Raw genomic sequence first — 13428 nt, 5'->3', positions numbered from 1 at the left:
GTACTACGTACCTCCCTCTTCGGTCAGGGTGTATCCGCCGTCCCGTCCACTGTACTTCACCTGGTTTCTGTCCTGCAAGCCAGACAGTGCTTCATCCATCCGGTCTTCGAGATCGACAGCCAGTTCCTCCCGGAGTTCGTCCCAGTCCAACGTCCCCTCAGATTCCAGGAGGTCGTGTATCCGGCTTTCGAGGACGTCACCCCCGGGGTTCGTGGCGTTAGAACCACCTTCCTCGGACTTCTCCGCGAGATCGAATCCGCGACGACCCGCCTGCACCATCGTTCGCAGGAACTCGCTTTGGCTCATTCCCAGCTGGTCTGCGTGTTCACGCCACCGCGTTTTTTGATACGCCGGCACGTAGGTCTTCACGGCGACGCGCTCGTCCTCGCTGCCCATGTTTCCTCGCTCTGGCGGCAGTCCCTTCAATCTATCCCCACACTTCGGGATAAGGACACTTACCCGGAGTTCTAGCCCTAGATATACCCGGCGGAATATCCTGTAATCCGAAATTGTAGTACTATTCTCAATTCATGTAGTACTATAATTCAGGATTAGTATACTCGGGGTGGATTCCGATATTTCGTCGCTTTTGAATCGACGGAAAGGAGTGAGTTATGTCGGCTTTTATCGGACAGATATCGAATACAGTCGTTTAGATATGGTCAAAATTTGAATCGTGGTTTCGACGAACACTCCGTCGGATCCGTCACCTATTTCGTCGTGTTCGTCGGACGAGCATCTCGACGAGCTCTGCTTCGACGGGAGTTCTGAGGTCACCATCCGGCTTGAAAGCGGAGCCGACGATCGCGCCGTCGGCGATTTCGAGATACTGTTCCAGGTTGTCGACGTCGACTCCACTTCCAACGAAAACGGGGGGACTCCGTGAGGTTTCGGTGACGGCCTCACACAGATCGGATACGTATTCGGGATCAGCCTTTTTCCCCGTCGCCGATCCGGAAACGATTACGCCGTCTGCTAACCCTCGTTCGACGACGTCTTCGAGTGCTGTGGCCGGGTCGTACCCCGGTGAAACTGGTTGCGAGTGTTTGACATCGACGTCCGCCAGTACGGCGATTTCGGGGTCGAGTTGTTCCCTGAGGCGGATCGTCTCGTGGGCAGCTCCTTCGATGATCCCCTGGTCGGTGATTCGGGTGCCGGCGTGAACGTTCGCCCTGACGAACTCTCCCCCGACGGCGCCGGCAACTGCGATCGCCGCGGGGACGTCGTTCCGCAAGACGTTGACCCCCAGGGGAACGTCGATCGCCTCGCTGAGCTCAGTTGCGATCCGCGTCATCGACGCGACGGTGTGTTTCGGCACTTCGTCGGGGTAAAACGGCGCGTCGCCGAAGTTTTCCACGAGGATTGCGTCGATACCACCATCTTCGAGTGCTGTGGCGTCAGCTACGGCTCGTTTCAAGGCGTCATCGATCCCAGTACTGTCGGGAGAACCGGGCAACGGCGGTAAATGCACCATTCCGATCAAGAGGAACTCGCTCGGGTCTCGGACGTTCATACAGAGTGGGGGAACGGCTGCCCCAAAGGGGTGCCGACACTCGAGCACACGCCGACAACAACCATCGAAATAAACTATATGGCGCTATATTGAATGCTTGGGGACAGTAGTTGAGACTGGTCGTCTCAATGCATATGGCATTCTGGCGAAGTTCATAAATAGTATGAAGGCGTAGTCTGGGATAGAACGATGGCTCGAATCACCGGCTCCTATCCAGACGATCTCGATCTCCTCATCGAGGGCGCTGTCGAGGCTGGTGTGTTTAGTGGCAAGAGCGATGCGTTGCGAGAGTTCGTGCGTGAATACTTCGAGGACCACGAAAGCGAGCGTATTGCAGCTGCGGTCGCCCTCTACGAACGCGAGCGGATCACACTCGGTGATGCCGCGAGGCTCGCTGATGTCGACCGCTGGACGATGCGTGACATCCTCCGTGAGCACGGTGTTGAACTTCGTCTGGGGCTCGTCGACGAAGACGACGCAGCCTACGAGATAGAAACAGCACGCGAACTCGAATTCGATGATGAGGACTCGTCTGATGAGGAGTCACGTGCTAAATGACAGGTGACGATCTCCCAGCGCACCCGAGCGTCTTGAACACGACTGTACTCTCGAATTTTGCGTACATCGATCAGCTGTGGGTAGTTGCTGACCTATCTGGAATCTGTACGGTACCAGTCGTGCGTGAGGAGCTTGAACACGGCATCGATAATCACCCATATCTCCAGGAAGCACTCGATACGCTTGATGACGAAATCCCAGTCGCGACGATTTCGGATACTGTCGCAAACAGAGAAGCCGTTGTTGGTGGGCACCTCGACCCCGGGGAAGCCCAAGCGTTCGCCCTCGCCGACGCACACGACGGTCGGCTGCTGACAGACGACGGAGATGCCCGATCCTTTGCGAAAGACCAGGGCGTGACCGTTGTCGGGTCGGTTGGCGTTCTGTTGGCTGCAATCGATGCTGGGAAGATCGATGAAGCGACTGCTGACGGGTGGCTGTCGACGTGGATCGATGAGATCGGTTACTACGTCCCGTATCGGACGATTTCCGAGTATCGATGACGGGCTTGCTTGTGTTCGAAACGCCTGATTAGTGTGCCCGTGAACACGTCTATTACCAATGAGTGAAGCCGACAGACGACTATCCGAAGAGAGTGAGCAACGGTTTCTAGACCTGTACGCCCATCTGTTGGTGTATGTCAACGACCGATTCGAGGTCATCGAAGAAATCGAAACGGTCGCTGATCTTGAACAGCACTACACTGACGAGCTTCTCCCGCTCCGAAACACGCTGTACAACGAGTCGACGACAGACTTGATTGAGGACTTCGTTGAAGAGAACCCTCCCGACCTGTCGGAGACTGATCTCGAACAGGTCGCAGCGTGGACTGACTTCGTCGCCGGCGAGTTCGTCGTCGTCCGCTATCGAGAGGACGATGCGATCTTCCTCGATTGGACAGAACCGCCGAAAGCATACGCAGTCCGCCCTGCTCGGCTTCCGTTCGCCGAATTGTGGGACGAGTCCGCACTTCCAGTCCCGGTTTCGAGTGTCGCCCTGTTACCGTTCGAGGACCAGATCGTCTACGACGGGTGGATCGGGGTCAAGAACATCATCTTCGGGGGCTCGCTCAGCGCAGACATCGACGACGAATACGAGGAGGCCAAACATCGCTTCGGCATCATCGACTCGCTTCCAGCACCCGAGGAAGACCAAAAGACGGACGCCGAGGAGTTGCGCTTCTACATGAAGAACAAGCGCAACCGCGAACGATACGCGTCGGAGATCGAGCAGTTGCGGGAGAAAACCGACGAACTGGAGCGGATTTACCATCAAGAGATGGGGAAAGCCCGTGCCCGAAGCTTGGGTCGCGAACTGCGCGAGTTGGGACTCAACGAAGCCTACGTAGCGATCTACGACGATCGAATCATCACCAGTGCTCCCTCCGAATCCGAGGTTCGCGAGCTACTCGAAGAGATTATGCCCGCTGGGAAGGCTGATCACCCCTACGTCTACCACTTCGATCCCTGAACGAGAGTCAATAGCTTACGACTGGAGTTGCGTGACAGTCGATGCGATTTCGCTTTTGCTCGGTTCGCTTGAGAACTCGAATACTCTGTCTCCGACACCGAAGGCGTATCTCCGGTAGGAGACGTCGACGTGAATCCAGCATTCGACATCGCTGTCTGTCGCCTCATATTCGGCTTTACTTGTATTCTCCCCGTGCTTCAGCACGTCGAGCAGGTACTCTTCGATACGTGGCGCATTCGCGATCCGCAAGAGATGGTCGGCAGCGACGTTGTCTAACACGTCTGCTGGGGTTCCGTATCCGTCGCCGACGAGATAGAACTCGCCGTCGTACTCGTGTGACTCGACCTGAACACGGAGTGCGTACGTATTAGCCATATCGGTAATTTCGAAGAGCCACGTATCAGGGTGTCTGTTACAGAGACTGTCTGCCAGTAGCCGCGTCGTGAACAAGATTTAGTCGGAATGGATCACAACCATCGTATATGTCTTTCACCGCCAGCTGGCACACGCTTCTCGACGAACTCGACGACCTTCCCGAGAGCGCGACGCTCATCACGCCGCTCTCCCATCAGCGATTTCGTATTACTGACGTGCAGGACGCTCGCGTCATCATTCAGTTCGAAGACAGAGACGAGACGCGACCGCTCCAACGCGACCAGTTCGAAACGCTCTATCGACGAATCGAGGATTCTCCCGACGGGTTTGATCTTGACCGTCTCCCGCCGGATGCCGACCCATACCCGGCGGTATGGAGTGTCCATCCACGGTTCGAGGTTGATAAGGACGCTGGCATCATCACACAATCGGAGGTTTCGACGGCAACGCAGGTGGTGGGCGCGGAACAGGAATCTACGGACGAGGAACGAACTGAACCCGACGGACTTGATGTCTACTCGGATGCACTTCTCCTCATCGATGCACTCGAACGCCACGATGTGACTACTCTCTCTGAACTGGAGACCGACGCGTTGGTGAATCTCTACACCCTGCTTTCGGATGTCCAGCGAGATGCTAACGAATTCCGCAAGGAGATCGCGGATGTCCTCCTCGCTCGGCTTCATCACGACCGTCCGGTTTCCGGGCAGTACGGCTCCGTCCAGCGGACGAGTCGCCGCAACCGCTCGCTCAAAGACGACGAGGAGGTGCTGGAACGCCTCGAGAACGCTGGCATCGACCGCGAACGTGTGCTGAGCGTCGATCGCTCGAAAGTCGATGAAGCGCTGGAAGTCACCACGCTCTCCGAATCCGATGTGTACGAAGTCGAAGAAAGCGAATACGTTCGCAAAGCGGAGGTCGATGAAGACGTCAAAGACTCCCGATTGCAGGGGTTGAAAGACCGCCTTGCTGCCAGCAAGGACGATGAAGCGAACCAGCTACGAGCGGAGATCGAGGAGCTCGAGCAGCGTATCGACGAGCTCACCAGCTTCCGCACAGGTACGGAGATGCAAGGATGACTGCCTACCGCTTTCGCGTCAAATTCGACCCCGACCCGACGTCGCTGTGGCGGGATATCGTCGTTGGTGCGGACAGAACGATCTCCGAATTTCAGTCGGCGATCAACCCTGCGGTCGGACTCGATCAGGGCCACCTCTGGTTCGTCGGGGAGGATGAAGACTATTGGGATAGCGCCGTCAAATACCAGTGCCCGCAGGAGTACGAGGAGTCGCTTGGTGGTGATCCGGTATTGCGTACGGAACGGATTGAGAACGCTGACGAGGTGACGATCGGCGAGATGACTCGCCAGCTCGGCCTCGAACAGTATGACCGTATCTGCTACCTCTATGACTACGGCGACGAATGGCGGTTCTACGCAATCTTGAAAGAGATTCTCAGCGATGAGCCGAGCGACAAACCACCAGAGGGTGTGAAAGAGAAAGGCGAGTCCATCGACGACCAGTACGACGCACCAGGAGCCGCTGAAAGCGATTCGCCTCTCCCTGACCCACTCTATTCGGTGCTCCCTGAAACTGCTGTTCCCGTTGCGGATCTGCGTGAGTTGGAGAAGCGAGATGGTATCGTCCACGTCATACCACTGCTCAGTCTCGAAACCGGATTCGGGGCGGTCTGCGAACGGTTCGCGATTCAGTTCGAAGAGAGGGGATACGTCCTCGAAAACTTCCAGCCGGGGTGGCAGGTCGTTGAGGAAGTTGATGGAGCAGACAAGACGGAAGGAGAACTCCTCGCGGCCCTTGCGGACGCAGTACGCGAGTGGCACGCTGAAATCGCGGAGATATCGGGGGCGATGACAGGGCAGCATTTCGACGAGGAGACTGTCGAAGCGATGCACGTCGAACTGGAAGCAGAACTCGAACGCATAGGATACGGCCACCTGTAGGCTGCTCTCTTGACTGTCTGTCGAAGAGAACGAGTTCTTGGCCGTGACGTGTCCAGCGTCTCACAGTGGCACCAACCTGTGCGTCTCGCCGGAATGTCTTTCGTTGGATCGCCCGAAAACCGCACGTCGAGTGGCCGGTGTACGACTCGACACCGTTGTATGACCGAGGTTCGCTAGCCGGACTGGAGTCGGACGTTCGTACTGTTTCGGAAGCGTGGTTCGATCACGACGCCCATACCTCAGTTGAGCTGTTCGTCTGTACGGTTCCGCTGGCCTACTTTCGATTCAACCCTCACGATCGATACGCGAACTCGACACGCTATGAGATGGCCACGCTCTTTCGCCTGTTCGTGCTGAAGGAACTCCACGGATGGGACCACGAGACTGCACTCGTTGAGTACCTCAAACGTCGATCTGATATCCGTGAGCAACTGGGCATCGAGTCGATACCCAATCAGTCAACGCTGTGGCGAAGTTGGCACACACGCTTCACGGAAGATCTCCGCGGGACTATCAAAACGGTTGCTCGAACGATCCTCATCACCGCTCAGATCGCGGGTATCACGGTCCCGCGTGAACCGGATCGAACCCTCCGGCACCACGATACTGAATCCGGTCAGCCGGAGCCAGACGATGGAGACGTTCTCGATCAGGCGAGCAAGATCACCGACCACGTCAGCCGCATCATCGTCCCCGCGTTCTCGCTTAATCGTGGTGAGGGCTGTGAGATCCACGAGAATGCGTTTTGGGACTTGCAAACGTATCTGGGGTTGCGAGAGAATCTCGCCGCGAACGAGGGAGCTCGCAGTTTCATCCACGAGTCGACTCGTGACCGGACTCCGATGGGACACGCGCATCGTGACCATCTTCGTGATCTCTCGATCGAACAGATTCGAGAGATGTATCGGCAAGCGGCGGGCCGACTCTTAGAAGAGGTCGCAGCGACGGAGGCGTTCTATCGTGCCGGGATCGTAGCGATCGATATCACTGGAGCCGATCCCTTCACAGGTGACCGAACGGGCCACGAAGACGAGATAATCGGGACGAAGGAGAAGAACGACGAATACGCCTACCAATGGGCGACAGTCCAGTTGGTCGGCAACGCTGTCCCACTCGTCCTTGATGCCCGTCCGGTACGGAAAGACGAGTCACGCAAGGAGATAGTCGAGGACTTGCTGGTTCGACTGAAGGGCTCGTCCACGTCGATAACGTGCTAATGGACCGGGAGTTCGACAGTCAGCACGTCTTGGAGATGATCAGCCAGCGTGGACTCTCCTACGTCGTTCCCAAGCGGATGCAGACCAGCGAGAAAGCCCAGGCCAAGCGGTTACTCCAGCGGGGCCAAGACCGGTATGAAACCGACTGCAAGCTCCATCTGGGCAAGAACGAGTGGCACGAGACGACGCTGATCTACCGCCGGAAAGAAGACTCCGAGCACGACGACCACCGGCAGTATTCAGTGTTCATGACGAATCGAGGGAGCGGGCACCTCACTGAGTACGGCTACCGCTGGGAGATAGAGAGCGGGTACAAATCGATCTGGCGGTTCATGGCTGCGACGACCTCGAAGAATTTTGGGCTTCGCTTTTTCTACTTCGCGTTTGCGTGTCTGCTGTACTCTATCTGGCGAGCAGTCGATTTGCTGGTACAGGTCGAGTTGACCGGTGAGTATGAACATTCGCCGATCGTAACGGCCGACAACACGCTTACGCTGTTGAAGAAGGAGACCGGCATCGGATAGCGAGGATCTCTAACCGTGGTAGCGCGACGTCTAAGTGGCTACACTACCCGCGGTCTCGGAAACACTCCGGATGAGTTGACTATCCAACTATAACGTCCGGTCAGAAAGCGATCTGAATCAGTTTCTGCTCATCGATTCGGCTGAAACCACGCATCACAGCCCCGCTAATCCCGCTGTAGTCTCAACTCCAACTTGGGGATAGCTACAAACACAGACGACCCATAGGCTCTCACATGGTCGAGATCAGAGCGTTGGCCAGCGATGCCGTGATCGATATCGACGGTGAGGTACTTCTCCTCGAACGAGATCACCCGCCGTTCGACGGACACTGGGTTCTCGCGGGCGGCCTCGTCGAACCCGGTGAGACGGCCAGGGAAGCCTGCGTTCGTGAAGTAGCGGAAGAAGTCGGGATCGACGTGACAGTCCAGGAGTTCGTCGGCCTATACGACGATCCAGACCGGGACGAGCGAGGAAACGTCAGCGCAGCCTATCGCTGTTTGCCGGTGGGTAACGCGACGCCGGAGCCCCGTGAGGAGGCACGCCGGGTGAACACGTTCGCTCCTAGGGAACTCCCCGAAACAGGCTTCGATCACGGGCGAATCATTCGCGACGCGTTCGGCCAGTAGCCCAGAGAAACAGTTCGTCGCCGGACACGACACGGAAAACGTTTCACCGTGCCCCTCCGAGGGGATTTCATGAGCGGTGACGGCAACGGTTCGCCGGATGGCGAGAACGTGAACGTACGCATACGGGGGATCTATTCGACGGCACTGACCCAGCTGTTTCTCCGATCGGGGTTCGAGGTCGTCGGCGTATCCGGACCGATCGATCGGCGGTTCGACGAGGATTTTCCCGCGGCAGGTCACGAAGCCGCGGTGGAAACGACCGACGACCGACAGGGTATTGGCGTTAAAGGCGATCCCGAGGCCGTGACCGCTGTCCGAGAAACGATCCTCGACACACTGTCACGTGACACCTTATCGTGGGGAGATCCGACACCCCGAGGATCGGTTTTTCGCGGCCGAGTCACAGAAACCCTCGGCAGCGGCGCAGTCGTCGATTTGACGATCGGGTCCGGCGACGAAAACAACACTGACACCGGCGGCCCGATGACGACGGATCACCTGGCGAGTGAGGGGTATTTACCGTACGACAACGCCCACGAACACCTCTCTGTGGGCGACGAATTCCGGGTGCAGGTTACGGCGTCGTCGCCCCCCTGGACCAGTCGCCGTCCCGAGTTGGACACCACGATCCGGGCTTACGGCGGGGTCGCGGTCCTCGAGCGGGGGCGGGAGGGAACGACAGTCGACACCCACGACGATCAGGCCGCCCGTGAACTCGCCGGAATGACCGACCTGCTCGGACTGGAGCCGCCGGAGGGATGGGGGTTGCAATGGACCCACGCTGCGACAGAACTGGAGATGAACGCCCTGGAGGCTGGACTCCAACGGGCAATCGAACGGGCCGACGCGCTCGAGGGGTCCCTGTCTCCGGGAGACTCGAACCCGTCCGACGACACCGGGGGGTCCGAAGGACCGACAGTTGATACTGTACGCCCGGAGGCGCTCGCATCTCCCGGGGCCGGCGCCTGGCTGTGGTTCGGTCGGGAGTCACGGTTCGGCCTCGACGACCGCCGCAGGGACGTAACCACCACGATGCCGGGACATCACCGCATCAAGGCAGGATCGGACGAGGCGGGGGCAGGCGTCGACTTCGTCGAGGCGCTTTGTGACCCGGTGGATGACGACGAGTTCCCCTTCCGAACAGTGACCGGGCAATTCGGCCCCCACGAGGACGACGAAATCCGGATCGAACACGGGAAGCCTGACGGACGGTTGATCACGCTCGGGACCGGTACTGTAACCGAGCTCGAATCGGACGGAACCGTCACTGTCGAGCGAAAGATGACTGGACGGGGGAGCTACGATGGCCTCGGAGTCGCCCGCGAGGATGGCGACGTCGCGGTGACGAAGTTCCGCGAGGGCCGGTGGTGGTATCCGACGACCTATCGGGACGATTCCGGGACACCGAAGGGGACGTACGTCAACGTCTGTACGCCGGTCGAAATTTTTCCGGGGGCGATCCGGTACGTCGATCTCCACGTCGACGTCGTAAAACACCGCGACGGTACCGTCGAACGGGTGGACGACGACGAACTCGACGCGGCCGAGGCGGCCGGAAACGTGCCGGCCGAACTGGCCGAGAAGGCGCGCGCGGTGGCGACTGCCCTCGAAAACGCGTTATAACGTCCGGCCGCTCTCCGTCAGTGGTTCCGCCGACGCTATTTATACGCCTCAACCCTCATTCTCGTGTAATGACTACAGCCTACGTCGCGACCGCCGACAGGCTCCTCCTTGCCGAGGGAATCACGTCGGAGGACACCGCCGCCGCGGTCCGGTTAGCGGACAAACGTGTCGAATGTGTGGCCGTCTCGTCGTCGGCTCCCGATCGGGTGTTCGCCGGAACGTTCGACTCCGGGCTGTGGCGGTCGACAGACGCCGGAGAAACGTTCGAACGGATCGGCGGAGAGATCGAACCGGCCGCAGTCACTGCCCTGGGGATATCCAACCACGATTCCGACACTGTCTGGGCGGGCACGGAGCCGTCCCGGATCTACCGATCCACTGACGGCGGCAACACCTGGGATCATCTGGAGGGACTCACAGACCTCCCCTCGGCGTCCCGGTGGTCGTTCCCACCGCGGCCCGACACACATCACGTCCGGTGGATCGAACCGGCCCCCGCCGATCCGGACACCTGGTACATCGGGATCGAGGCGGGCGCGTTCGTGGTCACCCGAGATGGCGGTGAAACGTGGGACGACCGGCCGCCCGGAGCCAGACGAGACAACCACACGATAGCGACGCATCCGGACGCCCCGGAACGCGTCTACAGCGCGGCCGGGGACGGCTATGCCGAAAGCCAGGACGCCGGTCACACGTGGAAACAGCGACACGACGGTCTCGAACACCGATACTGCTGGGGGCTGGCGGTCGATCCGGGGGATCCAGACACGGTCGTCATGTCCACCGCGAGCACCGCCCGCAACGCCCACCGGACGGGACCGAGCTATCTCTATCGGAAAGGGTCGACTGGCGCCGTCGAGCAGGAGGAAAGGGGAGTGGGAGAAGACGACGGCACAACTAGTGGCGACGAGTGGACGCGGTTGGACAGCCCCGAACTCGACACTGGCGAGGGGGCCAGGCGGCCGGTACTGGCGTCGGGAACAGAGCCGGGCGAGCTGTACGCCGCCTGCGACGGCGGCCTCTCCCGAACTGGCGATGCCGGCGATAGCTGGGAGCGCTGTGAGATCCCCGCCGCAAGCGTCTCCGGGCCCCCCTCCGTCGGGGAGAACGACGACGTAACCTGGGAGGATCTCCTCGAAGGCGGCCCCGTTCGCGGCCTCGCAATCGTCTGAAATCCGATGGCGGTCCTCTGATAAGCTATTTACCGATCTGGGTCGAGAAACTGCTATGTACGACGTTGCGGTCGTCGGCGTCGGCCCTCCCGGCGCCCGGTACGCCCGTCGGGCGTCCGAGGCCGGACTCGATGTCCTCGCGCTGGAAAGCGGAGAGATCGGATCACCGCTGGCCTGTTCGGGACACGTCTCGACGGACCTGTGGGAGTACGTCCCCGAGAAGGCAGTCGATCGTCTCCTGCAAAACCGGATCTACGGTGCGGACTTCCACGTCGGTGGGCCAAAAACGGACGCCTACAGGTTTTACAAACGCGAGGAGGTTTCGAACGTGATCGACCGCGTCGAGCTGGATCGAACGCTCGCGGACTGCGCCAGAGAGGCAGGTGCGGACGTCCGGGAGCACCACACGGTGACCGATGTCGACGAGCGACCGGACCGGGTCGTTCTCACTGCAAGCGTAGGCGGTGACGGGAACGACGGCGATGGGAACGACGGCGATGGGAACGACGGCGATGGGAACGACGGGGACGGGAACCGCGGCGACGGGAACGGCGGTGTCGAACGGACGTTCGAAGCCCGCATCGTCGCCGGGTGTGACGGGCCGACCTCGAGAGTCCGTCGAGCGGTGGGGCTCCCGGAGCCCGAAGAGACGCTGCACGGCGTGCTCGCATTCGATGAGGAACCCGACCACGGAGACTTCGTCAACGTCCACCTGACGGCACCGACGTTTTTCTCCTGGCGGATCCCACGGGGCGAGGCCGGCGTCGAGTACGGCCTGGCCGCCCCACCGGGCAAGGACGTGAAAAGCCGGTTCGATCGACTCGTCGACGGCTACGGCGTCGAAACCGAGCGGTTCTGTTCGGGCGCGATACCGATCGGGCCACCAGCCCGAACGACGACAGACCGGGTGTTCCTCCTCGGTGACGCGGCCGCCCAGACGAAGCCGTTCACAGGCGGCGGGATACTCTACGGAATGACGGCTGCCGACATCGCAGCCGAGACGATCGATCCAGCGGATCCGTCGACGCTGTCGGCGTACGAACGGGCCTGGCGGGAAGAGCTCGGCCGGGAAATCCGCCTCGGATCGCTGATCAGGCGGGCGTATTCGCTGCCCGAACCGGTTCAGCGGGCCGGACTGTGGGCGCTGTCGGGTGAGATCGGCGTCCACATGGACCGACCGACGTCGTTTTTCTCCCGGGAACACCTCAGACGGCTGTTCTCCTGATCACTCCCCGGGATACGCCGGCAGCCTGGCCGATCGCGCTGATCCCTCGAGGAACGGCAGCGAGGCGAGTTCGGCGGGAATCTCCTCGTCCCCGAGACGGACGGTGAAATCCCCGTCGGCGTCGAAGTCGACGAGCGCCAGCGCAAGGGGACGTTCCAGCGTGGACCACGGCGTCGCACGCGTGACTTCACCGACGGTGTCGCCGTCGGCGGCAACCGGCACTCCGGACATGGGCGGCGTCTCCGCCTCGCCCATCGCCGATTCTGGGAACCGGTCGGGGAGCAAACCGACCAGACGCCGGCTGGGTCGACCGCGGTTCTCGATCTTCGAGACCACTTCCTGTCCCACGTAACACCCCTTCTCGAAGTCGAGTCCGTTCCTGACTCCCGCCACGTTGGGGACCCGGCCCTGAAGTTCCGTCTCGAAGATCGGGGTCCCCGCCTCCAGCGACAGCACGTCGTAGCTCCGGTATCCGAACGGGGCCGCATTGAGTCCCCTGGTGAGAAGGGTTTCGAACACCTCACGTGCGTTCGGTGCCGTACAGAGCACCTCGTATCCCTCCTCGCCCAGGGGGTTGTCCGTGGCGACGACAGTGACGCCGGCCCCGTGCATCGATCCGCGGACGAACGACAGCGGCTCCTCCGGGGGCGACCCACCGTCGAGCACCGAGGCGACTTTCTCGGTCGCCTTGGGGCCGTGAATTCCGAATATTCCGAATTCGTCCGTGGCGTCGTGGACCTCCACGTCCTGGATGAACACCTTCTCCCCCCAGTCGTCCACGAGGGGGGCCGCTCGACCCGGAGGCGTACACACCAGGAGTCGCTCGCCGGCATTGTACACGTACATGTCTGTCTGCACAGTTCCTTGCGGGTCGAGCAAAAGCGCGTACACTCCCCTTTCCTCACGCTCTGGGATTCGATTGGAAACGGCGTCGTCGACGAATTCATAGCGATCCGCTCCCGACACGGTGACCACGCCGTAGCCCATCTCGATTGCGCCGACCACGTTCCTGACTGCCCGCGCCGCACGTTGGGGTCGGCCGTACGCCTCCGCCACCGCCGTTCCGCCGCGCTCGCCGACCGTCGCCCCGTACTCCTCGTGTAAATCCCCGACGACCGTCATGTGACTGGGTAACGGGCCGAGGTGGAAAACCTCGCCGATCCGT

Annotated in this window: 13 protein-coding genes and 1 pseudogene; 10 read left to right on the top strand and 4 right to left on the bottom strand. The window is 60.4% G+C overall.

Translation table 11 applies throughout. The features are described from left to right. Window positions 1-3: 3 nt before the first annotated feature. Window positions 4-396 (bottom strand): DUF5805 domain-containing protein, encoded by a 393-nt coding sequence (locus AArcCO_RS08325; RefSeq protein WP_259532959.1) that lies wholly within the window; start codon window positions 394-396, stop codon window positions 4-6. Between the two features lie 310 nt (window positions 397-706). After that, on the bottom strand, window positions 707-1513 hold the full coding sequence (locus AArcCO_RS08320; protein WP_259532958.1) for a BtpA/SgcQ family protein: 807 nt from the start codon (window positions 1511-1513) through the stop codon (window positions 707-709). A gap of 189 nt (window positions 1514-1702) precedes the next feature. Here AArcCO_RS08320 and AArcCO_RS08315 point away from each other — a divergent pair, with 189 nt between their 5' ends. From AArcCO_RS08315 to AArcCO_RS08305, 3 genes are read left to right on the top strand one after another with little or no spacing between them, the layout of a single operon-like run. Continuing rightward, window positions 1703-2071 (top strand): UPF0175 family protein, encoded by a 369-nt coding sequence (locus tag AArcCO_RS08315; protein WP_259532957.1) that lies wholly within the window; start codon window positions 1703-1705, stop codon window positions 2069-2071. Continuing rightward, window positions 2068-2574 carry a PIN domain-containing protein gene (locus tag AArcCO_RS08310; RefSeq protein ID WP_259532956.1) on the top strand — a complete coding sequence of 169 codons (507 nt, stop codon included), beginning with the start codon at window positions 2068-2070 and terminating at the stop codon, window positions 2572-2574. Before AArcCO_RS08315 ends, AArcCO_RS08310 begins: the two co-directional genes overlap by 4 nt. A 58-nt stretch (window positions 2575-2632) precedes the next feature. After that, window positions 2633-3541: a hypothetical protein gene (locus AArcCO_RS08305; RefSeq protein ID WP_259532954.1), complete on the top strand. Its 909-nt coding sequence runs from the start codon at window positions 2633-2635 to the stop codon at window positions 3539-3541. A gap of 15 nt (window positions 3542-3556) precedes the next feature. On the opposite strand, the gene AArcCO_RS08300 is transcribed toward AArcCO_RS08305, so the two are convergent. Continuing rightward, the gene (locus tag AArcCO_RS08300; protein ID WP_259532953.1) at window positions 3557-3916 is read right to left on the bottom strand and encodes a hypothetical protein; all 360 of its coding nucleotides are present in this window, start codon (window positions 3914-3916) and stop codon (window positions 3557-3559) included. 107 nt (window positions 3917-4023) lie between these two features. On the opposite strand from AArcCO_RS08300, the gene AArcCO_RS08295 reads away from it, so the two are divergent. From AArcCO_RS08295 to AArcCO_RS08265, 7 genes and pseudogenes are all read left to right on the top strand, one after another. Next, window positions 4024-4995, top strand: coding sequence for a DUF7983 family protein (locus AArcCO_RS08295; RefSeq protein ID WP_259532952.1), 972 nt, complete (start codon window positions 4024-4026; stop codon window positions 4993-4995). Then, the gene (locus tag AArcCO_RS08290; protein WP_259532951.1) at window positions 4992-5876 is read left to right on the top strand and encodes a DUF7964 domain-containing protein; all 885 of its coding nucleotides are present in this window, start codon (window positions 4992-4994) and stop codon (window positions 5874-5876) included. The genes AArcCO_RS08295 and AArcCO_RS08290 overlap by 4 nt, the downstream gene beginning before the upstream one ends. A 65-nt stretch (window positions 5877-5941) precedes the next feature. Further along, window positions 5942-7617 (top strand): annotated as a pseudogene (locus tag AArcCO_RS08285) (transposase). Window positions 7618-7850: 233 nt separating this feature from the next. Continuing rightward, window positions 7851-8243, top strand: coding sequence for an NUDIX domain-containing protein (locus AArcCO_RS08280; protein ID WP_259532950.1), 393 nt, complete (start codon window positions 7851-7853; stop codon window positions 8241-8243). A gap of 69 nt (window positions 8244-8312) precedes the next feature. Next, entirely contained in the window at window positions 8313-9866 is a 1554-nt protein-coding gene (locus tag AArcCO_RS08275; RefSeq protein ID WP_259532949.1) for a ribonuclease FAU-1 family protein, read from the top strand. Window positions 9867-9934: 68 nt separating this feature from the next. After that, the gene (locus AArcCO_RS08270; protein WP_259532948.1) at window positions 9935-11038 is read left to right on the top strand and encodes a WD40/YVTN/BNR-like repeat-containing protein; all 1104 of its coding nucleotides are present in this window, start codon (window positions 9935-9937) and stop codon (window positions 11036-11038) included. Between the two features lie 55 nt (window positions 11039-11093). Next, complete coding sequence (locus AArcCO_RS08265; protein ID WP_259532947.1) at window positions 11094-12263, top strand: geranylgeranyl reductase family protein; 1170 nt, start codon at window positions 11094-11096, stop codon at window positions 12261-12263. On the opposite strand, the gene AArcCO_RS08260 is transcribed toward AArcCO_RS08265, so the two are convergent. After that, on the bottom strand, window positions 12264-13385 hold the full coding sequence (locus tag AArcCO_RS08260; RefSeq protein ID WP_259532946.1) for a CAF17-like 4Fe-4S cluster assembly/insertion protein YgfZ: 1122 nt from the start codon (window positions 13383-13385) through the stop codon (window positions 12264-12266). Window positions 13386-13428: the final 43 nt, after the last annotated feature.

Source organism: Halalkaliarchaeum sp. AArc-CO (assembly GCF_024972735.1).
Taxonomy (GTDB): domain Archaea; phylum Halobacteriota; class Halobacteria; order Halobacteriales; family Haloferacaceae; genus Halalkaliarchaeum.
The sequence above is the reverse complement of the archived record's forward strand: the minus strand, read 5'-3'. Positions and strand labels throughout refer to the sequence as shown.